14 protein-coding genes and 1 pseudogene are annotated in these 21,212 nt (G+C 70.5%); 6 read left to right on the top strand and 9 right to left on the bottom strand.

The genetic code is table 11. The features are described from left to right. Positions 1-120: 120 nt before the first annotated feature. From ACX80F_RS12655 to ACX80F_RS12640, 4 genes are all read right to left on the bottom strand, one after another. On the bottom strand, positions 121-1,170 hold the full coding sequence (locus ACX80F_RS12655) for a GNAT family N-acetyltransferase (RefSeq protein ID WP_459336754.1): 1,050 nt from the start codon (positions 1,168-1,170) through the stop codon (positions 121-123). A 92-nt stretch (positions 1,171-1,262) separates the two neighbouring features. Continuing rightward, positions 1,263-4,955 carry a thiol reductant ABC exporter subunit CydD gene (gene cydD, locus ACX80F_RS12650; protein WP_459336753.1) on the bottom strand — a complete coding sequence of 1,231 codons (3,693 nt, stop codon included), beginning with the start codon at positions 4,953-4,955 and terminating at the stop codon, positions 1,263-1,265. Beyond that, the gene (gene cydB / locus ACX80F_RS12645) at positions 4,880-5,902 is read right to left on the bottom strand and encodes a cytochrome d ubiquinol oxidase subunit II (protein WP_459336752.1); all 1,023 of its coding nucleotides are present in this window, start codon (positions 5,900-5,902) and stop codon (positions 4,880-4,882) included. The genes cydD and cydB overlap by 76 nt, the downstream gene beginning before the upstream one ends. Before the next feature lie 69 nt (positions 5,903-5,971). Next, positions 5,972-7,546 (bottom strand): cytochrome ubiquinol oxidase subunit I, encoded by a 1,575-nt coding sequence (locus ACX80F_RS12640; protein ID WP_459336751.1) that lies wholly within the window; start codon positions 7,544-7,546, stop codon positions 5,972-5,974. Between the two features lie 223 nt (positions 7,547-7,769). On the opposite strand from ACX80F_RS12640, the gene ACX80F_RS12635 reads away from it, so the two are divergent. Both ACX80F_RS12635 and ACX80F_RS12630 read left to right on the top strand, forming a co-directional pair. Further along, positions 7,770-8,138, top strand: coding sequence for a BlaI/MecI/CopY family transcriptional regulator (locus ACX80F_RS12635; protein WP_459336750.1), 369 nt, complete (start codon positions 7,770-7,772; stop codon positions 8,136-8,138). A gap of 8 nt (positions 8,139-8,146) precedes the next feature. Beyond that, the gene (locus ACX80F_RS12630; RefSeq protein WP_459336749.1) at positions 8,147-9,142 is read left to right on the top strand and encodes a M56 family metallopeptidase; all 996 of its coding nucleotides are present in this window, start codon (positions 8,147-8,149) and stop codon (positions 9,140-9,142) included. 7 nt (positions 9,143-9,149) lie between these two features. Here the strand turns inward: ACX80F_RS12630 and ACX80F_RS12625 are convergent, their stop codons facing one another. Next, a complete protein-coding gene (locus ACX80F_RS12625) occupies positions 9,150-11,255 on the bottom strand; it encodes a DNA gyrase/topoisomerase IV subunit B (RefSeq protein ID WP_459336748.1) in 2,106 nt (701 codons plus the stop codon). Positions 11,256-11,515: 260 nt separating this feature from the next. Between ACX80F_RS12625 and ACX80F_RS12620 the strand changes: the two genes are divergently transcribed. The 3 genes from ACX80F_RS12620 to ACX80F_RS12610 all read left to right on the top strand — a co-directional run bounded on the left by ACX80F_RS12620 (position 11,516) and on the right by ACX80F_RS12610 (position 13,871). After that, the gene (locus tag ACX80F_RS12620) at positions 11,516-11,737 is read left to right on the top strand and encodes a DUF7455 domain-containing protein (RefSeq protein ID WP_459336747.1); all 222 of its coding nucleotides are present in this window, start codon (positions 11,516-11,518) and stop codon (positions 11,735-11,737) included. Positions 11,738-12,075: 338 nt separating this feature from the next. Then, positions 12,076-13,449, top strand: coding sequence for an MFS transporter (locus ACX80F_RS12615; protein WP_459336746.1), 1,374 nt, complete (start codon positions 12,076-12,078; stop codon positions 13,447-13,449). Then, a complete protein-coding gene (locus ACX80F_RS12610) occupies positions 13,446-13,871 on the top strand; it encodes an ArsR/SmtB family transcription factor (RefSeq protein WP_459336745.1) in 426 nt (141 codons plus the stop codon). Before ACX80F_RS12615 ends, ACX80F_RS12610 begins: the two co-directional genes overlap by 4 nt. 108 nt (positions 13,872-13,979) lie before the next feature. Here the strand turns inward: ACX80F_RS12610 and ACX80F_RS12605 are convergent, their stop codons facing one another. The 4 genes and pseudogenes from ACX80F_RS12605 to ACX80F_RS12590 all read right to left on the bottom strand — a co-directional run. After that, positions 13,980-15,182 carry an RNA polymerase sigma factor gene (locus ACX80F_RS12605; RefSeq protein WP_459336744.1) on the bottom strand — a complete coding sequence of 401 codons (1,203 nt, stop codon included), beginning with the start codon at positions 15,180-15,182 and terminating at the stop codon, positions 13,980-13,982. A gap of 322 nt (positions 15,183-15,504) precedes the next feature. Next, positions 15,505-16,890 (bottom strand): DUF4192 domain-containing protein, encoded by a 1,386-nt coding sequence (locus tag ACX80F_RS12600; protein ID WP_459336743.1) that lies wholly within the window; start codon positions 16,888-16,890, stop codon positions 15,505-15,507. A gap of 91 nt (positions 16,891-16,981) precedes the next feature. Further along, positions 16,982-18,310, bottom strand: coding sequence for an MFS transporter (locus ACX80F_RS12595; RefSeq protein ID WP_459336742.1), 1,329 nt, complete (start codon positions 18,308-18,310; stop codon positions 16,982-16,984). 190 nt (positions 18,311-18,500) lie between these two features. Then, a pseudogene (locus ACX80F_RS12590) lies at positions 18,501-19,394 on the bottom strand (proteasome assembly chaperone family protein); the annotation flags it as partial. Between the two features lie 174 nt (positions 19,395-19,568). Between ACX80F_RS12590 and ACX80F_RS12585 the strand changes: the two are divergent. Continuing rightward, complete coding sequence (locus tag ACX80F_RS12585) at positions 19,569-21,116, top strand: leucyl aminopeptidase (protein ID WP_459336741.1); 1,548 nt, start codon at positions 19,569-19,571, stop codon at positions 21,114-21,116. The last annotated feature ends 96 nt before the right edge of the window (positions 21,117-21,212 follow it).

Raw genomic sequence — 21,212 nt, 5'->3', positions numbered from 1 at the left:
CGCGGTGGCCCTGCCCGCCGGAGGGTACTGGGACCCTCGTAATGACGACGAACCGGATACGGGGATACTCCCCTCCATGTGAAAACCAGTGAAGCACACTTCACCTACCGGGGGAAGGGCTCAGGCGGAGTTCACACGCAGCGGCAGGTCGAACACGATCGATCGCTGGGTCGGGACGTAGCCCATCCGCTCGTACAGTCCGAGCGCCCCGGAGGGATTGTCGGTGTCGACGCCCAGCCCGGCGTTCTGCATGCCCGCGGCCCGGTAGCGCCGCATCGCCTCGGCGAGCAGGGCCGGGGCAAGCCCCCGTCCCCGCCAGGTCCGCCGGACACCGAGCAGGTCGGTGTAGCCCTCCGTGCGGCCGAGCAGCCGCTCGGAATCGGGATCGTAACTGGCCAGCTGGTAGGCGGCGACCTCCCCCGTCGACGGATCGAGGAGAGCCAGGCTCCAGTCCGCCCGGAACTCCGGGTGGCTGACGGTGAACTGCCAGGATTCCTGGTCGCGGGGCTCACTCCCCCAGTGGTCCTGGAAGGCGTCGTTGTGGGCCAGGCGGACCAGTTCCGAGATGCCCCGGTGCGCGCCCTCCGCGAAAGTGGTGAGTTCCAGCCCCTCGGGGAAGGCGAGGTCCGGAATGGGCTGGTCCAGCGGCCTCGTCATCTCGGTGAAGTATCGGACGATCCTGCTGCCGCTCGCGGTGAGCAACGCCAGGTGCGAGGCATTGCGTTCCTCGACGTAGTTCCGGAAGATCCCCTCCGTCGCGCCGGTCTCCCGGAGTCGCATCTCCGCGCGCCACGCCTGCCAGCCGAGGACGGCTCGGCCGATGCCGCGGCCGCGCCACGCCTGATCGACTCCGCCCGCTCCGTGGATCAGCGACGAGCCGGGATTCCGGGACAGACGCCCGAAGGCACGCGGTTCGCCGTCGGTGTCGAACCCGGCGATGGTGTCCCTCCGGGGATCGTTCTTCGAGGCGCGCAGGGCCTGCTCGAGGTCCGCGCGCTGTTCCACCCAGTCCGGCTGGTCCTCCTCGGCGATGCGCTGGATGAGCGCGTGCCAGCGGGGGATGTCTGCGTAGGTCAGCGCCCGCCACAGCAGCTCCTCGGGCAGAGGTGGAGCGGCCGGCGCCTGGCCGGCCGCTCCGGCGTCGGGTCCGGACGTGGAGGGCGTCATCATGGTCCCAGCCTATGCGAGGGCACGTGCACGGACCCTCACCGCGGCAGGACTGGACACGCCGCGGTGCGCCCGACGCCCCTCCGCCGCGACGCTCAGGAGCCCACCATGGCGTCCCCTTGCGCTCGATCGCGGGCGGGAGGGTCCAGCACCACGACGTCGTCGCACAGGGCGGCCTCCGCAGGATCGTGTGTCACGAGCAGCACTGCCGTGTCCGGCAGGCCGCGCCGCAGGTCCTGCAGCAGGGTCCGGGCACCGTCGGCGTCGAGGTGCGCGGTCGGCTCGTCGAGGAGGACGACGCCGGACCGCGTCAGCAGGGCGCGCGCCACGGCGAGCCGCTGCCGCTGGCCGCCGGAGAGGCGTGAGCCTCCCGCCCCCGCGGGGGCGTCCAGCCCGCCGTCGAGCCCGTGCACCAGCCCGGTCAGCCCCACGGCGTCGAGGACGGCGTGCAGCTCGCCATCCGTGGCCGGGTCGCCGGGTGGTCGGGCGAGCTGCAGGTTGGACCGCAGGCTGGAGTTGAAGAGGTGGCTCTCCTGCGGGCACCAGGCGATACGCGGCATGTCACCGCCGTCCCCGGACACCCCGTTCAGGAGAAGCGTCCCGCGCTCGAGGGGGAGAAAGCCGAGCAGTGCGCCGATCACGGTGGACTTCCCGCTGCCGGAGGGGCCCGTGAGCCCGGTCCAGCGCGCCGGTGCCACCTCGAGATCCACGCCGGCCACCACGGGACGCCCCGGCTCGTAGCCGATACTCGCGCGGCGGAGCGCGGCGGACCGGACGACGGGCCGGACGCTGGCAGGCCGGCTGCTCGGAAGCGCCGTGCCCGCATGCGGCAGGTCGTCCTCCCAGCCGGCAGGGCTCAGGTGCGGGACGATGCGGCGCGTGACGGCCGCCAGGGGCCCCCAGTGCTGCACGGCGGACGTGCCGGCGAGGAACGGCTCGATCAACGCGAGCTGCATGAGCACGAGGACGGCCGTGAGGTCGGCGGGCTGACTGCCGGCGCCGACGAGGATGCCGAGCGAGGCCGCGCAGCACGCCGCGACGATCACCGCCGCCGACGCACCCGCCGCCGAGGCCGAGCGCCGCGCCGCCACCGCGACCGCCCCTCCGAGCTCACGGGTCCCGGCGAGCGCAGGCCGGTGCACGCCGTTCACCCGGAGGTCGGGGGCAGCCCGCAGGAGGCCCGTCACGCGTTCGAGGCCCTGTGCCCGGAGCCGGACCGCGGCGGCGCCCGCGGCCTGCTCGCGCAGGACGGCGACGGCGGGCGCGACGACGAGGGCCGCGACGACGGACAGGGCCTGCCAGCCGAGGGAGGCGGGGTGCAGCACGGCGGTCGTGACGAGCGCGACGATCCCGGTCAGCGCCGAGGTCACGACGGGCAGCAGGGCGCGTGCGGACAGGTCGCGGAGTTCGTCGATGTCCCCGACCAGCCGTTCGATGCCCCCGGACCCGCGGGCGATCGTCCGCCATGACCGCCCCGTGCCGAGCATGCCGGTCCAGAGGCGCAGCCGCGTGTCGTCCGCACGGTGGAACACGGCGCGGTGCAACCAGAGACGTTCCTCGTAGCGCAGCAGGGAGCGGCCGATGCCGAAGAAGCGGACGCCGACGATCGCGGTGAGCAGGTACAGGATGGGTGGCTGTTCGGCGGCCCGGACGATCAGCCAGCCGCTGAGCGCGGTCAGGGCGACGGCGAACACCGACGCACCGAGCCCGAGCCCGGCGGCCGCGAGGAACCGCCGGTCCCACGGCCGGACCAGGGCGAGCACATCACGCGCCATGGGGAGCCAGGACGTGGGCCCCTGCGGGCGGCGGCGGCCCGCGTCCGTGGAGGAGGTGCCGCGGCCGGGGCCGCCGGGCGTCGCGGCCCGGCCCTCCGGGGCCCCATCCGCACCGCCCGGGGCCGAGGGCGCGTGGTTCGCCCCAATCGTCGTGGTCGCCGGCTGGATCGCCGTCCGGACGGCGCCCGTCGACGCCCTGGCGCCTCCACGTGCGGGCAGCCCGCCCAGGTGCACCTCGGTCGATGCGAGGAGCGCAGTCCTGTCGTCGTGCGCGATCAGGAGGACGGTCAGGCCGTCGCGACGCGCCCGCACGGCGGCGCGGATGGCGCGGGATGCGTCGTCGTCCACGTGGGCGGTCGGCTCGTCGAGGAGGAGGAGCCTGACCGACGGGTCCTGCGCGCGCAGGAGGGCGCGGGCGACGGCGACGCGCCGCAGTTCGCCCGGACTGAGCTCGGTGCTGCGGCGGTCCGCTAGTCCGGCGGCACCGACGGCGGCGAGCTGCGCCTCGAGAGCCGGCGATCCGGCGGGAAGCCCGGCGTAGAGGGCGAGTTCGGCGCGGACCGTCTCCATCAGGAGTTCGGGGTGCTGCGGGACCCACGCCACCGCGTCCGGCCCGAGCCCCGTCACCCGGCCCTCGAGGCGGAGACCGGGAGGCACGGCCGCTCCCCCGGCGAGGGCGCGCATCAGGGTGGACTTCCCGGAACCGCTCGGGCCCCGGAGCGCCGTGACGGTCCCCGGGTCCAGGACGAGGTCGACCCCGGCGAGGACCGGCCCGAGGACGCCGTCGTACCGGGCGGCGAGTCCCTCGACGCGGATGGCGTCCGGCCGGCCGGTCCCGTCGTCCGCCGACCCGGCGCGGACCAGCTGGTCCTCCGGCGCGGGTCCCGGGGCGTCGATGACCGCACGGACGCGTGCTCCGGCCTCCTCCCCGTCCTCGCTGGCGTGGTGGGCCGCCCCGACGTCGCGCAGCGGACCGTAGCACTCGGGCGCGAGGATGAGCGCGATCAGTGCTGTCTCGAGGCCCAGGTCGCCGTGGATGAGGCGTACGCCCGCGAAGACCGCGACGACGGCGACCGAGATGGTGCTGATGAGCTCGAGAGCGAGGGACGACAGGAAGACCGTCCGGAGGGTGGTCATGGTGCGCGAGGTGTAGGTCCCCGCGATGTCCCGGAGGGCGCGGGTCTGTTCGCCGGCGCGGCCGAGCCCGACGAGGACGGGCAGGCCCCGCGCCAGTTCGAGCAGGTGGTCGGACAGTCGGCCGAGAGCGGTGGTGGCCTGCTGCGTGTGCTCCTGCGTGTGGAGGCCGATCAGCACCATGAACACGGGCACGAGCGGCACCGTGAGGACGATGATGAGCGCGCTGACCCAGTCCGCGGCGAGGATCCGTGCTCCGATGAGTAGCGGGACGACGGCGCACGTGATGAGGGCGGGAAGGTACTGCGTGTAGTACTTGTCGAGCCCGTCGAGTCCGCGGGTGAGCAGCACGGCGAGGGACCCCGTACCGCTGCCTGCCGCGGCAGGCGTGGTGCCGCCGTCGTCGAGCAGGCGCAGGAGTGCCGCCTCGCGCATCCGCTCCCGGGTGCCGAGAGCAAGGCGCGCGGCGGTCGCGTCCTGCCCCCACGCCGCGGCGGTACGCAGCCCCGCGCCGAGGATCCCCTGCAGCAGCACGCCGCGGACGTCGAGGGACCCGGCGGCGAGGGATGCGATGCCGAGGGCGAGGGCCTGCGCCACGAGCACCAGCCCTGCGGCGCGGACGGCGGCGAGGACCCCGAGGAGGTACAGCGCCGCGGGCGATCCCGCGGCGCCCGCGGGCCCTCCGGCCTTCAGCGTGGCCAGGGGCGAGACGCGTCGGCCTCCCGGCGCGGTGTCGACCCCCTCCCGGACCGGCGGAGCGGTTCCGGCGTCCAGCCGTGGTGCGGTGGTGCCGACGACGCCGCTCACAGTGCGGTGACGGCGTGCGCCGCCGGGATGCTCGACTCCGAGACCCGCCGCCGGAAGACCCAGTAGGTCCATGCCTGGTAGGCGAGGACCAGTGGCACCCCGAAGCAGGCCACGATGCTCATCAGGCCGAGCGTGTAGGGCGAGGACGATGCGTTCTGCACGGTCAGGTCGAACGCGGGATCGATCGTGGACGGGAGGACCACGGGGAACACGGCGCCGAAGATCGACCCGACCAGCGCCAGCATCGACAGGCCCAGCGCCGCGAAGGCACGGCCGTCGCGCCCGATCGACGAGAACCGGTAGGAAGCGGTCAGCCCGGCGGCGGCAACCACGACGGCGAGCCAGGTGAGCGCCGACCCCGTGTCCAGCTGGACCAGGAGCGCCCACGCGAGGAACGGGAGCATCGCCGGCGGCAACAGGCGGCGGAAGAGGCGGTCCGCCTGCTGGCGGACGCCGCCGTCGGTCTTCAGGGCGATGAACGCGGCGGCGTGGAGGAGGCAGAACAGCACGACGGCGGCCGCGCCGAGCAGTGCGGGCCAGGTGGCCCAGGCGAACGCGCCGCCCACGCGGTCGCCGTTCTCGTTCAGCGGAAGGCCCGTCGTCGTCAGGGCGAGTGCTGCCCCGATCCCGGCTGCCGCGGCGAACGACCCGAGCGCGATCGCCCAGTCCCAGCCGGTGCGCCACGTGTCGCTGTGCCGCTTGCCCCGCCACTCGAAGCCCACGGCGCGGAAGATCAGGCCGAGCAGGACGAGCAGGAACGGCAGGTAGAGCGCGGACAGCAGGGACGCGTACCAGTAGGGGAACGCGGCGAACGTGGCGCCCACCGCCGTCACGAGCCACACCTCGTTGCCGTCCCACACGGGACCCACGGTGTTGAGCAGCACACGCCGCTGCGTGTCGGTGCGGGCCATGAGCTTCATCAGCATCCCCACCCCGAGGTCGAAGCCCTCGAGGAAGAGGTAGCCGGACCACAGCACGGCGATCAGGACGAACCAGAGAGTGGGCAGGGCCTCGGTCATCGGGTCCTCTTCCGTGCGGTCGATGGGGACAGGGCGTCGGGGACGTCGGTCACGCGCCCGGCGGGCAGGTCAGTACGCGAACGCGAGGACATCGCCGTCGTCCTTCCTGCCGTCCTCGGACGCGTCCGCGTCGTCGGCGTGTGCGAGTTCGGGCATCGCGGAGGCGGTCCCGCCGCGGACGTAGGTGACGAGCAGCTTCACCTCGACCACGAGGAGGGCCGCGTACACGAGGGTCAGCATGACGAGCGACGTGATCAGCTCGGCGACCGACACGCCGGGAGAGACCGCCGCGGCGGTGAACATGAAGACGCCGTCGACGCCGGTCGGATCCGGATTGGGTGCGACGACGAAGGGCTGCCGGCCCATCTCGGTGAAGACCCAGCCCGCGATGTTGGCCCCGAACGGCGCCAGGATCCCGAAGACCGCCAGCCGCATGAGCCAGCGCGACTCCGGTACGGTGCCCTTCCGCAGCACCCACAGGGCCCCTGCGGACGCCGCAGCGGCGATAGCCCCGAACCCGATCATGATGCGGAAGCCCCAGTAGGTGACCTCCATGACCGGCAGGTAGTCGATCTCGGAGCCGGCGAGGTCCCCGTACATCGGGTCGTCCGGCAGGGTGGTGCCGTACTTCTCCTGGTATTCGGGCAGAAGGGTGTTGACACCCTTGACCTCGGTGGTCAAGTCGCCGTTGGCGAGGAAGGACAGCACCCCGGGCACCTCGATCACGGCGGTGATGTCGTCACAGCTCTGCGCGCCGAGATTGCCGACCGAGAGGATGGAGAACCCGGTGCCGTCGTGGCATGCCGCTTCCGCGGCCGCCATCTTCATGGGCTGCTGGTCGAACATGAGCTTGGCCTGCAGGTCGCCGGTGATGCCCGTGCCGGCGAACGCGATCATCGCGACGACGGCGCCGGCCCTCGCGGAGCGCAGCCACACGGTGTGATCCGCAGCATCCCTCGGGCCGCCGCCCGCACCGACGACCACCGTGCCGTCCGTGCCGACGGTGTCCAGCCCGTCATGGCGCCTCTTCCACAGGTGGTACCAGCTGATGCCGAGGAGGAACGCACCGGCGACGGCGAGGCAGCCGAAGAGCGTGTGCGGGAAGGCGACGAGGGCCGTGTTGTTGGTGAAGACCGCCCAGGCGTCGACCATGACCGGCCTGCCGTCGACCAGCTCGACGCCCACGGGATGCTGCATCCACGAGTTCGCGACGATGATGAAGTACGCCGAGAAGACGGACGCGAGCACCGCGATCCAGAGCGAGAAAAGGTGGACCAGGCGCGGGAGCCGCCCCCAGCCGAAGATCCAGAGGCCCAGGAACGTGGACTCGACGAAGAAGGCCAGGAGCGCCTCCATCGCGAGCGGTGCGCCGAAGACGTCTCCGACGAAGCGGCTGTACTCGCTCCACGCCATGCCGAACTGGAACTCCTGCACCAGGCCGGTGGCGACGCCCACGATGAAGTTGATGAGGAAGAGCTTGCCCCAGAACTTCGTCATCCGGAGGTAGTGCTGCCGGCCGGTGCGGTACCAGAGGGTCTGCATGACGGCGACCAGCAGACCGAGTCCGATGGTGAGGGGGACCATGATGAAGTGGTAGACGGTCGTGATTCCGAATTGCCAGCGGGCAATCTCCAAGGCTTCCATCGGGCCCTTTCAGCAGTGCAGCGCGTCGATGACGACGGAACTTCTACGGCTTGTAGAACTTGTTCTTCTACACATCGTAGAACACCTTCGGGGGCTCTTCTACATGGAGTAGAATTGTTCGCTCAGAGGTTGTACTTTAGAGGTACCACGCTTCGGCACTCGTCGCCGGGGGCGCGTCCCGTCCATCGACGGACACGGGACGCGATTGATCGAAGGAAAGAACATGGCAACGCTCGGAGACCTGGAACGCACAGTGATGGACCTGCTGTGGACGACACCGGAGGCGATGACTGCCAACGAGTTGCGGGACGCCATCGCCGAGGCGCCGTTCGGAGCCGTGGGACGGGAACTGGCCGTCACGACGGTCCTCACCGTCCTGTCGCGGCTGGAGAAGAAGGGCCTGGTCACGCGTGAGCGCGACAGCCGTCCGCACCGGTACATGTCGGTCACCAGCCGCGAGGACCACACGGCCGAGCTCATGCACGAGGTGCTCGTGACCGCACCGGACCGCGAGGCCGTCCTCGCCCGCTTCATCGGCAGCGTGTCGGAAGCCGAAGCACAGACCCTGCGCAAGCTGCTCGGCGGCAGCTGACCGGCTCCGTGTTCTGGGCCTCCTACCTGCTCGCGGCTCTCGCGATCATCCTCGCGTGGCCCGCACCCATCGCGCTGTCGCGTGCCGCATGGCCGGCGAGGGCACCGTTCACGGCCATGGTGCTGTGGCAGTCGATAGCCCTGGCCGGTGGCCTGTCCATGATCGGCGCCATGCTGGTGTGGGGCCTCGAACCTCTGGGTGACAACCTCGTCCAGGCGTCGGCGGCCTTCCGGAACATCCTGCTCGACGGCGGATCGGCGGGATCCCTCGGCGTGATCCACGTCTTCGCGATCAGCGCCGCGATCCTGCTCTTCGCGCACCTCGTCTTCACGCTGGCCCTGACCTTCGTGCGGATCCACCGACAGCGGCGACGACACCGCGAGATGCTCACCCTCCTCAGCTCCCCCGCCGCCGGCCAGCCCGCGACCCTCGTCATCAAGCATCCCGCGCCGGTCGCATACTGCCTGCCGGGCGGCGCCCGCTCCGTCACCGTCATGTCGGACGGGTTGATGGACCTCCTCAGCAAAGAGGAGCTCGACGCCGTCCTCACGCACGAGCACGCACACCTGCACCAGCGGCACCACCTGTTGCTGTGGGCCTTCGCCGCCTGGCGGTCGGCATTGCCCTGGCTGCCCACCTCCCGACTCGCACAGCAGGCCGTGAGCGAGCTGATCGAGATGCTCGCCGATGACGAGGCCCTGCGTCACGTGGACGAGCCGACGCTCGTCCGTGCGATCGCCATCGTGGGTGCGGGAGCCGCGCCGTCGGCTCCCGATAGCCTCGATGATGCACTGGCCGACGAGAGCGGGATCCCCCTGGCGACCATGAGGGCAGCGGTGACCGGCGGGACTGCCGACGTGGCGTCGACCGTCCCCCGCCTGCGCCGGCTGCTGACTCCCCTGCCCCCGCTCGGCCGCCTGCAGCAGGCGCTGGCCCTGTCGTCGGCCGGGCTGCTGCTGGTGGTGCCCCCGCTGCTCCTGGTGGCCCCCGAGCTGCTCGGCTGAGCGCTCGTCAGGCGTCGATGCGGTCCCGGTCGAGGGATGCTGCGCCTGCGACGATGAAGTCCTTGCGCGGCGCCACGTCGCTGCCCATCAGCAGGTTGAAGACGCGCTCGGCGGATTCGGCCTCCTGGATGCGCACGCGCCGCAGCGTCCGGTGGCGTGGATCCATGGTCGTCTCCGCGAGCTGGTCCGCATCCATCTCCCCGAGCCCCTTGTAGCGCTGGATCGGCGACTTGTAGCGCTTCCCCTTCTTCTCCATGGCCGTGAGGAGCCGCGTCAGTTCCGCTTCGGAATAGGTGTAGATCATCTCGTTGGCCTTCGAACCGCCGTTGATCACCTCGACGCGATGCAGCGGCGGGACGGCCGCGTACACACGGCCCGCCTCGACCAGCGGACGCATGTACCGGAAGAAGAGGGTGAGGAGCAGTGTGCGGATATGGGCGCCGTCGACGTCGGCGTCGGTCATCAGGATGACCTTGCCGTACCGTCGCGCGTCCAGCTGGAAACTCCGCCCGGAGCCCGCCCCGATGACCTGGATGAGGGCCGCGCACTCGGCGTTGGAGAGCATGTCGCCCACCGAGGCCTTCTGGACGTTGAGGATCTTGCCCCGGATCGGCAGCAGCGCCTGGTAGTCGGACGAGCGGGCGTTCTTGGCGGTACCGAGCGCGCTGTCGCCCTCGACGATGAAGAGTTCGGACCGCTCCGCGTCGTCGATCCGGCAGTCGGCGAGCTTCGCCGGCATGGAGGACGTCTCGAGCGCGTTCTTTCGCCGCTGCGTCTCCTTGTGGACCCGCGCCGAGATGCGGGACTTCATTTCCGCGACGACTTTCTCCAGCAGCAGCGCCGACTGCGCTTTGTCGTTCCGCGCCGAGGAGGAGAGCCGGGCCTGCAGTTCCTTCTCGACGACCTTGGCGACGATCGCCCGGACAGCGGAAGTCCCGAGGATCTCCTTGGTCTGGCCCTCGAACTGGGGCTCGGCGAGGCGCACGGTGAGGACGGCCGTGAGCCCGGCGAAGACGTCGTCCTTCTCGATCTTGTCGTTGCCGGCCTTGAGCTTGCGCGCGTTGGCCTCGATGACCTTGCGGAAGGTCTTCAGGAGCGCCTGCTCGAAGCCGCTCTGGTGCGTGCCGCCCTTGGGTGTCGCGATGATGTTGACGTAGCTGCGCACCGTCGTCTCGTAGCCGATGCCCCAGCGCAGCGCGATGTCCACCTCGCAGTCGCGCTCCACCTCCGCCATCTGGCTGTGCCCCCGCTCGTCGAGGACGGGCACGGACTCCTTGAAGCGGCCCGAGCCGTGGAACCGCCACACATCCGTGACCGCCGCGTCCAGGGCCAGGAACTCCGCGTACTCGGAGATGCCGCCGTCGTGCTGGAACACCTCCTCCACGGGGCCGGACTCCGCCGGCGTGCCCGGCAGCCTCCGCTCGTCCCGGAGCGTGATGCGCAGGCCCGGAACCAGGAAGGACGTCTGCCGGGCGCGGGTCTGCAGTTCCTCGTAGGAGAAGGTGGCGTCGGGTGTGAAGATCTGCCGGTCGGCCCAGTACCGGATGCGCGTTCCCGTCACGCCCCGCTTGGCCGTCCCGACGACCTCGAGGCGCGACCCGTCGAGGAAGGGCTCGAAGGGGGCGGTGGGCGACGGCGTCCTGCCGTCCTTGAAGATGCCGGGCTCCCCGCGGCGGAAGGACATGGCGTAGGTCTTGCTGCCGCGGTCGACGAAGACGTCCAGGCGGGAGGACAGGGCGTTGACCACGCTCGCGCCGACACCGTGCAGGCCGCCGGAGGCCGTGTACGAGCCACCGCCGAACTTGCCGCCGGCGTGCAGTTTGGTGAAGACCACCTCGACGCCGGTCAGGCCGGTCTTGGGCTCCGTGTCCACGGGGATGCCGCGGCCGTCGTCGTGGATCTCCACCGAGCCGTCGCCGTGCAGGATGACCGTGATGCTCTGGCCGTGGCCGGCGAGTGCCTCGTCGACGGAGTTGTCGATGATCTCCCACAGACAGTGCATGATGCCGCGGGAGTCCGTGGACCCGATGTACATCCCTGGACGCTTGCGCACCGCCTCGAGGCCCTCGAGGACCGAGAGGTGCCGGGCGGTGTAGTCCGAGGTGGGGGTCACGGTGAGTTAGTCTCCTTGGCGGAACGGGCACGATCCAGGACAGGCGTCAGGAGGGTGGTTGCCGGGATGGGTCGCTCCAGTTTATTACCTCCCGCCGACAGGAACCGGCAGCACCCGCGCCGGGCGCCGCCGCAGCACATCCCGTCGCCGGAATGTGACCCATACCCCTGATACGCCGCCAGCGAAAGGGGACCCAGCCTGCGGAGGAGCGGCAACGAATAGTGGTTATATGGAAAGACGATCCACATGAGGAGGCATTCATGACCACTGCAGTAGCCACTCGCGAGCTCACTGCCCTGGACCGCTGCGACCGCTGCGGCGCCCAGGCCTACGTTCGGGCAGTCCTTCAGTCCTCCGGTGGAGAGCTTCTGTTCTGCGGCCACCACGCACGCGCCGTCGAAGCTAACCTCAAGCCACTCACGTCCGAGTGGCAGGATGAGACCCAGCGGCTTCACGCGAAGCCGGCTCTCGTCGGCGACTGACCGCCGCAGGGACTATCGACCACTGACCCATCAGGCGCCCCGTGTACGGGCGCTCGTACGAGGAAAGGCCCGCTCCGACGGAGCGGGCCTTTCCTCGTTTCGGGGATGGCTGCGGCGAGTCGGTGGCCGTGCTCGATCGGCACGCCTGGTGCTGCAGCAGCGCACGGAGGGTGGGTCCGTGTCGTTCCCGGTGGACTCGTACCGGATCCGGATCCTGCCGGTATCCCGACGTGCCGTTGGCGACTCGAGTCACCGGGCCGGAGCGGATGCTGCGCGTGCACACGTGCGTAACGGTGCACCTATAGTGGGGCGACGTGTTCCTACCGAGATGGGCCCTCATGCTCTCTGTTCTCCGCCATCGGGCGTACCGCAATCTGTTCACCGCTCAGGTCGTCGCCCTGCTCGGGACCGGCCTGCTCACGGTCGCCCTGGGCCTGTTGGCGTTCGATCTCGCCGGCGGGCAGGCCGGCGCGGTCCTGGGTACGGCGCTGACGATCAAGATGCTCGCCTACGTCTTCGTGGCCCCCGTGATGGCGGCACTGGTCGAACGCCTGCCGCGCAAGGGCGTTCTGGTCGGCGCCGATCTGGTGCGGGCGGCGATCGCGCTGAGCCTGCCGTTCATCGATCAGGTGTGGCAGATCTATGCTCTGGTGTTCATCCTCCAGTCCGCCTCGGCGACGTTCACCCCGGCGTTCCAGGCAATGATCCCCGTGGTCCTGCCCGAGGAGAGGGACTACACGAGGGCCCTGTCGCTCTCACGGCTCGCCTACGACCTCGAATCCCTGGTGAGTCCGCTGCTGGCCGCGGCACTGCTGACGGTGCTGCATTTCCATGACCTGTTCGTCGGCACGATGGTCGGGTTCCTGGTCTCGGCGGCAATAGTCCTCGCGACCGGGTTGCCCGTGGTTCCGGTGGCCCGACAGCAGGGGTCCTTCCTGCGGCGCACCACCCTGGGCTCACGGTTCTTCCTGCGCGAACCGTCCCTGCGCGGGCTGATGGCGCTGAACCTGGCCGTCGCCACGGCCACCGCTCACGTGCTGGTGAACACGGTCGTTGTCGTCCGCAACCTCTTCGCGGGGACCAATACTGATGTCGCAATAGCGCTGGCGTTCTACGGGGCCGGGTCCATGATCATCGCGGTCATCGCCCCTCGGGCACTGGAGCGGACACCGGAGCGGACATTCATGCTGTGTGGCGCCGCGGTCCTGACCGCGGGGCTGCTCTGCGCGGCATTCCTCGCCTCCACCGAGCAGAGCAGCGTGCATCTCACCGACAACTCATGGTGGATCTTCCTCGGCCTGTGGGTCGTGCTGGGCATCGGCACCTCGATGATCAGCACCCCGTCCTCACGCCTGCTGCGCCGGGTTGCGACCGACGACACCAGGAGCTATCTCTTCACCGCGCAGTTCTCACTGTCCCACGCCTGCTTTCTCCTGGCCTACCCGATCGCGGGGTGGGTGGGTGCCGCAATCGGCCAGAGTGCCGCCGCCCTCGTTCTCGGTGGGCTTGCCCTCGCCGGAACGATCGCCGCGTCGCTCGTCTGGCCCTCGACGACGGGCACGTCGTCGAGGGCCGGCAGGACGTCGATCCCAGCAGTGAGATCGTCATCCGGATCACCCGCCCCAGCCCCCGTGCCGACGGAGCCTCCAGCGCCGGGAGGTAGCGTAGGACAACCATCAGCATCCGACGCCGGAAGGGAAGCGCACCCGTGAGCAACCCGCCGGCCGATCAGCGCATCGATCGCAGCGCAGCCCTTCAGCCGCCCGCGCAGGCCGCCCGGGACGAGCCCGGCTCGGATGAGCCGAGCCTCGTGCATGCGGTCCAGCCGGACGCCCAGCGCCTCGACGCGGGAGCGGCCACGTTCAGGATGCTCGCCGATCCCACCCGCCTGCACATCCTGTGGCTTCTCACCCAGGGCCCCGCCGATGTCGGAACGATCGTCGCAGCTACCGGCGCGAACCGCACCGCGGTGAGTCAGCATCTGGCCAAGCTCCGACTCTCCGGCCTCGTGTCCACCCGCAGGGCCGCGCGCAACGTGATCTACAGCATCATCGACGGGCATCTCGCCCGGCTCATCCTCGAGGGAATGAACCACGCGGACCACCGCGTCACGGGAGAACCCGCCCACGACTAGAAGCGGCCGACACGCCCTCCGACGACCCCGGAACACACCGAACGACTCCCCCGACGACGAAGGGCCCCTCCCGCAGGAAGGGCCCTCCACCGTCTGGAGGCTCGACGATCAGTCGAGGTAGTCCCTCAGCACTTGTGACCGCGAGGGGTGGCGCAGCTTCGACATCGTCTTCGACTCGATCTGGCGGATGCGTTCACGCGTGACGCCGTAGACCTTGCCGATCTCGTCCAACGTCTTGGGCTGTCCGTCGGTCAGGCCGAAGCGCATGGCCACGACGCCGGCCTCCCGCTCGGAAAGGGTGTCCAGCACCGAGTGGAGTTGCTCCTGCAGGAGGGTGAAGCTCACCGCGTCCGCGGGCACCACGGCCTCGGAGTCCTCGATGAGGTCGCCGAACTCCGAATCGCCGTCCTCGCCGAGCGGCGTGTGCAGCGAGATGGGTTCGCGGCCGTACTTCTGGACCTCGACGACCTTCTCCGGCGTCATGTCGAGCTCGAGAGCGAGCTCCTCGGGGGTCGGTTCGCGGCCGAGGTCCTGCAGCATCTGCCGCTGGACGCGGGCCAGCTTGTTGATGACCTCGACCATGTGGACGGGGATGCGGATGGTCCGGGCCTGGTCCGCCATGGCACGGGTGATCGCCTGGCGGATCCACCAAGTCGCGTAGGTGGAGAACTTGAAGCCCTTGGTGTAGTCGAACTTCTCGACCGCACGGATCAGGCCGAGGTTGCCTTCCTGGATGAGGTCGAGGAAGAGCATGCCACGCCCCGTGTACCGCTTGGCCAGCGACACGACGAGGCGGAGGTTCGCCTCGAGCAGGTGGTTCTTTGCCCGCTTGCCGTCGTGGATCACGAATTCGAGTTCGCGCTTCAGCTTGGGATCCATGTCCGGGTCCGCAGCGATCTTCTCCTCGGCGAAGAGCCCGGCCTCGATGCGGAGAGCGAGGTCCACTTCCTGCTCCGCGTTGAGCAGGGCGACCTTGCCGATCTGCTTCAGGTAGTCCTTGACGGGGTCCGCGGTGGCACCGGCGGACACCACCTGCTGCGCGGGGGCGTCATCGTCGTCCGCGTCGGAGTAGACGAAACCGGTGCTCGTGCCGACCTCGGGGGTCTCGGGCTTGGCGTCCTCGGCCTCGACCTCGACGGCGGGATCCGTTGTGTCGACGGTCTCCACGGAACCCTGTGCGTCCGCTGCCGATGCCTTGGCGGCGGCGGTCGAAGCGGCCTTGGTCGCTGGCTTCTTGGCCGCCACCCGTCGCTTGGTAGTGGTGGTACCAGCGTCTGGCGACGCCGGTGCTGCTGTCTTCTTGACCGACACAGAGAACCTTTCGAACGGCGGTGTGCGGCATCATCAGAGGGACAACACCACTATGACCCTGTCAAGTCCGCGCTCTATACCAGATAGATGCTGCCCGGGTCAGTTCCCAGAGGAACGGTCCCGCAGCCCTCGCTATTCCCTCGGAGCCGCCTGTCGACGGAAACCCGATGGAAAATGCTCGGTGAAGTTCTGGTGCACGGACCCAACCGGGTCTCAACCTTCATTGTCTCATGGGTCGCCGCCGCGCCGGAAATCACCCGGGGTCGTCGATCTGCCCCCGTCGGCCGGTCCCGCAGGCTCCGGTGCGCGGTCTCGGGCCACATCACGCGGCGCCGACACAGGCCGAGGCCGTCCAGGCTGTCGCACGGCTCCGCGCCCAGGCCGGGAGCCCGCCGCGGCGCAGGAGTTCGTGCAGCAGGCGGGCGAGACGGTACCCGGGAACGGCCCGCTCCGCGGCATCCAGGAAGACAGCCGCGCGCGAACCCCGACCCCGCGCGTATTCGAACCAGGCGCTCATCGTCAGGGCCGCGGCACGCGACTCGCCGTCCGACACCGCCGCGAGCTGCGCGAGGAGCATGCTCATCGCATCGACGCGGTGCCAGGCGATCACGCCGGAGTAGCTGCCGCCCAGCACCTCCGCATAGGGCAGGGCGCCGGCATCGCCGGCAGTGGCCTCCCGTGTCGGCGTTCCCGCAGAACCGGGGGCGTGCCCGGGACCGGGACCATCCGCTCGGAGCGCGGCCACTGTGCCCTCGAGCGGGCCGCCACGCCGGACCTCCGGCAGGACCGGTACGGCGCCGGGAGCCGTCCCTGCCGTCGTGGGCGCGTCGATCGGCGGGGGCGGCTCGAGCAGCCCGCAGGCGGTGGCGCCGTCGAGAGCTGCCCCAGACCCGAGGCACGCACTGACGAGGAGGAAGTCTCGGACAGCCCGTGACTCGATGCTCGCCAGGAGGAAGCCCGTGACGTCGGGTTCCGCCTCCACGTCCCACCTCCGGGCGGCAGGCAGGACGGCGTCCCACAGCGCGGACGTCACGTGGAACTGCGCCGGCGTGATCCACCGTCCCGCGCAGCACGCGGCATAGTGCGCCTGCGCGTCGTCGACGGCCCGCGTCACCGGGTCGGAGGCCCTCGGCCCCATGAGGTCCCGCGCAGCGACGGCGGGGACGGTGCGGTGTACGGCGTCGGGCGCGGAGGCGTCGAAGGCACTCCCGCCGAAGATCAGTTCGGCATTGAGGGCGCTGTGGGACACGGTGTCGAGGGGTTGCCCGGGCCAGGGGCAGCACTCCTCCTCCATGCAGAAGACATCACGCCACCCGGACCGGGAGACGACCCAGCCACCGCGGACTGGCAGGCCCGCGGCGTCGAGGACCGTCTCGACGGTCAGAACCAGCCCGCTGCGGGGCGCCGGAGTCCGTCTCTCCCACCGCTCCTGGGTGTAGACGACGATGAATGTGCCGTCGGCGTCGGCGTCGCCCTGCAGGAACGAGAGCACGCCGTCGGCGAAACCGAGCGGATCCACCCCGGCGTCCGGGAGATCCACCCGCAGCGTGGCGCCAAGCCTCCTGCCGCTGGTCGTCAGGACCACCAGGCTCTCGCGCGGCACGAAACCGAGGGCGTGCGGGATGTAGGAGAGGATGTCGGCCGGTGAGGTGACGACGAAGGACGGTGACGCCGGAGTGCCCGGTGCGGGGCTCGTGGAGGATGACATGCCGCCAGCGTCCTCGTGTCGCCCACCGGACACAGGAGCATGCCGGCCTATGTGGACAACCGTGGTCAGCGCGGCGACAACCCGAGCCGCCCTACCGCCCCCGGGCCTTCTGCTCCCGACGGCGGCGGCGTTCGCGGGCCAGGGCGTCGCGGAGCGGGGGGACGACGACGCCCTGCTCGGCCATCCTCCGGCGGACCCTCCGCCGCGCGATGACGACGGCTGCGGCGCCGACGGCGAGGACGAGGAGCTGCACGGACATCGCGAGGCGGAAGGACGGCAGCGCGTACAGGTCGCCCTGCGAGAACCCGTTCGCGAGCAGGACGTCGAGGACGGTTCCGATCGCGAACATCGTCAGCAGGGAGGCCATGAAGCCCCCGATGTTCACGATCCCGGTAGCGGTACCCATGCGCGCCGCAGGGTTGAACGTGCGGGCGAAGTCGAACGCGATCATGGACCCCGGTCCTCCGACGGCGAGCGCCACCACCAGCAGCGTCAGGAGCGGGAGGGGCGCGGGTCCCGGGTAGAGGAGGACGGACAGCCAGGCCGCGGCCATCAGCGCGGCGATCGCGAGCACCATGGTGGAGCGCCGGAGGGGATGCCGGCCCACGTAGCGGCCGAGGAGCGGGCCGCAGACGATCCCCACCGCGACGAACAGGGTCATCAGGCCCGACGCCGCACCCTCGCCCACCTTCTCGGCCCGGACCAGGTACGGGTATCCCCACATCAGGACGAAGACGGTGCCTGGGAACTGGATGGTGAAGTGCGTCCACAGGCCCAGCCGCGTGCCGGGCTGATTCCAGGCCGCGGCGAGGGATATGCCGGTTTCCCGGAAGGTCTGGGCACTCCGCGGGCCGGCGACGGGCGAGTCCCGGATCAGCGCGACCGAGAGCACGACGGCGAGGACCGAGAGGGCGGCGGCCGACAGGAACGCGGGCTGCCAGCCGAACGCGGCCAGCACCGCGACGAAGGGGATGACCGAGACCACCTGGCCGAGCTGGCCGATGATGCCCGTCCACTGCGTCAGGACGGGAATGCGGCGTGGTTCAAACCAGGCGGGCAGGAGCCGGAGCACGCTGATGAACGTCATGGCGTCCCCCGCCCCCACGAACAGGCGGCCGACGATACCGGCCCCCACGGAATCGGCGAACGCAAGCTGCGTCTGCCCCAGTGCCATGAGCACGCCACCGGTGACGACCAGTGTCCGGGGGCCCCAGCGGTCGACGAGCACGCCGACGGGCACCTGGAGTCCGGCATACACGAGCAGTTGGACGACGGTGAACGTCGACAGCTGCGAGGCCGAGGCGCTGAACCGGTCCGTCGCCTCGAGGCCCGCCACACCGAACGTGGTGCGCTGGGTGACGGCGACCAGGTAGGCCAGGACCCCTGCCGCCCAGACCAGGAGTGCCCGGGAAGAATTCACCCGCCCATTATCCTGTGGCGGATGGGCCGACCGCTCCGCCGTCGCCCCCGTCGGGGCCGCCCGGCTTCGACGCCGTGCCGGTCTCCGGCGCGATGTCGCCCTCGGACTCCGGGTGGGCGTAGTCGATGGCCGTGGTCCCCAGGAACTCCGTGTCCCAGAGGAGCGTGGACTCCTCCTCCGCCTGGGGACTCGCGAGGTAGGCCTCCACAGCGGCGCCCAGCTCCTCCGCGCTGGCCAGCTCGCTGTTCTCCTTGACCAGCAGCGACTTCCGCTCGGTGCCGTCGGCGTACTCGTCGTAGCGCTTCTCGAGCGAGGCGACCACCGACTGCACCTCCGCGGAGTTGCCGACCTGCCGGGCGATCTGCCGTTCGACGTCGCGCCCCGTCTCCCGCAGGCGGTCGGTAGGGAGGACAAGACGGGCCGTCGCGCCCAGGTATTCGAGGCCCGCGACGGCGGCCGGTGGGTACTCGGCCTCGGCGAGGTAGTGCGGGACGTGGATGACGTGACCGACGACGTCGTGGCCGGCCTCGATCAGGCGCAGCTCCAGCACGTGCCCGATCGACGCCTGCAGCTCCGCCGTGGGACGCCACGCATTCATGCCCTCGATGAGGTCGGACCGGTTGCCGTGCAGCGTCACTCCGATCGGCCGGGTGTGCGGGACGGGCATCGGGATCGCATGGATCCACGAGGTCATCGGCACCTCCAGGTCCTCGACGAGTCCGACGACGGCGCTCGCGAATCGCTCCCACTGGAGGTCCGGCTCGGCGCCGGTGAGGAGCAGGAACGGCTCACCGAGCCCATCGGACAGACGATGCAGCTCGAGCCGGTGCGGCCGGTAGTCCGTGAGGTGGTCCTCGGCGAAGGTGATCTTCGGGCGGCGGCCGCGGTAGTCCATGAGCTGGTCGGCGTCGAACGCGGCGACGGGCTCGTGCTCGAGCACCTCGAGGAGCTCCTCGCTGACCTGCGACACCACCTGGCCGGCATCGATGAAGCCGGTCAGGCTCACCAGCAGGGGCAGGCCCTTGCTCTCGGGGTCGTCGAAGACGTCGGGGTCGGTGGTGTACAGGGTTCGTGGATCCAGCATGGCTCTCTCCTCCGGTCAGGTCCTCATCTCATCAACACAGCCCGCGTCGGCTTCATTCCGGACCGCCGCACCGCAGAGACTACGATCGTCAGGACGGATCCCGGACCACCGGATACCGGGACCACCCGCAACGCCGATCTGGACAACCCAGCCGGACACGAGGAGACAGATTCCGTGATCAGAACCACCGAACCACACCTGACCGCTTCCGCGAAGGACCTCAAGAAGATTCCGAGCGACGCGCTCGTGATCGCGGTCGCCAAGGGGGCCGACGGGCCCGTCCTGCTCGAGAGCCCCCTCCCCGGAAAGGCCGCGCGCGCCCTCGGGGACTCCCTCCAGGTCCTCGGGATCACGGGCGCCGTGGACGAGGTGCGCCGCTTCCCCGGCCTCCCCGAGACGGGCGCCGATTCGCTCGTGCTCTCCGGTGTCGGCCCGGTGTCCGTCGGCGAGGCCCTCGCACCCGAAACCCTCCGCCGCGCCGCCGGGGCTGCGATCCGCCAGCTGAAGGGACTCGACACCGTCGTCCTCGCCCTGCCGGCCGACACCGTCGCGGCCGCGACCGCGGTCGCCGAAGGCGCCGCGTTCGGTGCCTACAGCTACGAGGGGCACAAGTCCGGAATCACTCCGGACGGCACGGTCGCACCGTCCAAGGACAACGAGGCCGTCCGCAGCGTCGTCGTGTACACGCCGGTCGCGTCCGACGCCGATCTGGCGCCCGCGTTCCGGCGCGCCGTCATCCTCGGCAAGAACGTCAACGCCACGCGCACCCTCGTGAACCAGCCCCCGAGCCACCTGTACCCGGAGACCTTCGCGCAGGCCGCGAAGGAGCTCACGCGAGGACTGCCGGTCAAGGTCACCGTGATGGACGAGAAGCGACTCGAGCGCGACGGGTACGGCGGCCTCCTCGGCGTCGGCAAGGGATCCTCCCGCCCCCCGCGCATGGTCAAGGTCGAGTACTCCCCCGCGAAGTCCGCCGTGCACCTCGCTCTCGTGGGCAAGGGCATCACCTTCGATTCGGGCGGGCTCTCGCTGAAGCCGGCCGCGGGCATGCAGACCATGAAGCTGGACATGGCGGGCGCCGCCGTCGTCCTGACCACGCTCCTCGCCGTTGCCGAACTGGGCCTGCCCGCGAAAGTCACCGCCTGGCTGTGCCTGGCGGAGAACATGCCCTCCGGAACCGCGCAGCGCCCCGAGGACGTCCTGTCGATCTACGGCGGGCGGACCGTCGAGGTCCTCAACACCGACGCCGAGGGCCGTCTGGTCCTCGCCGACGGGCTCGCAGCCGCGAGCGAGGAGGCACCCGACGCCATCATCGACATCGCGACGCTCACGGGCGCGCAGATGATCGCGCTCGGCACACGCGTCTCCGGTGTCATGGGCGACGACGGCGTGCGCGACGCTGTGAAGGCCGCCGCTGACCGGGCGGGCGAGCAGTTCTGGCCCATGCCCCTGCCCGAGGAGCTGCGCCCCAGCCTCGAGTCACAGGTCGCGGACCTCGCCAACATCGGCGAGCGGAACGGCGGCATGATGACCGCCGCGGTGTTCCTCCGCGAGTTCGTCGGCCAGGTCGACGGCGAGAAGATCCCGTGGGCACACCTGGACATCGCCGGACCGGCTTTCAACGAGGGCGCGCCGTACGGGTACACCCCGAAGGCCGGCACCGGTGTCGGCGTCCGCACCCTGCTCGCGTACGTCGAGGACGTCCTCGCCCGCACCGCGTGATGTCCCTCGGGGGCGCCGGACCGCACCGCGGCACGGCACCCCCGAGGCCCTGACCCGGTCGTAGTGTCCGCGCTCCAAGTGGATGCAGGCCACAAC

The organism is Arthrobacter sp. TMS2-4 (assembly GCF_054511075.1).
Note: the sequence above shows the minus strand (reverse complement) of the source record. Positions and strands in the feature narration are given on the sequence as shown.

Bases quoted from the DNA above. Each gene is read 5' to 3' on its own strand.
- ACX80F_RS12600 (WP_459336743.1), bottom strand. From the start codon at position 16,890: ATGTCATCCTCCACGAGCCCCGCACCGGGCACTCCGGCGTCACCGTCC.
- ACX80F_RS12640 (WP_459336751.1), bottom strand. From the start codon at position 7,546: ATGGAAGCCTTGGAGATTGCCCGCTGGCAATTCGGAATCACGACCGTC.
- cydB (WP_459336752.1), bottom strand. From the start codon at position 5,902: ATGACCGAGGCCCTGCCCACTCTCTGGTTCGTCCTGATCGCCGTGCTG.
- ACX80F_RS12655 (WP_459336754.1), bottom strand. From the start codon at position 1,170: ATGATGACGCCCTCCACGTCCGGACCCGACGCCGGAGCGGCCGGCCAG.
- cydD (WP_459336753.1), bottom strand. From the start codon at position 4,955: ATGGACCTACTGGGTCTTCCGGCGGCGGGTCTCGGAGTCGAGCATCCC.
- ACX80F_RS12615 (WP_459336746.1), top strand. From the start codon at position 12,076: ATGCTCTCTGTTCTCCGCCATCGGGCGTACCGCAATCTGTTCACCGCT.
- ACX80F_RS12635 (WP_459336750.1), top strand. From the start codon at position 7,770: ATGGCAACGCTCGGAGACCTGGAACGCACAGTGATGGACCTGCTGTGG.
- ACX80F_RS12620 (WP_459336747.1), top strand. From the start codon at position 11,516: ATGACCACTGCAGTAGCCACTCGCGAGCTCACTGCCCTGGACCGCTGC.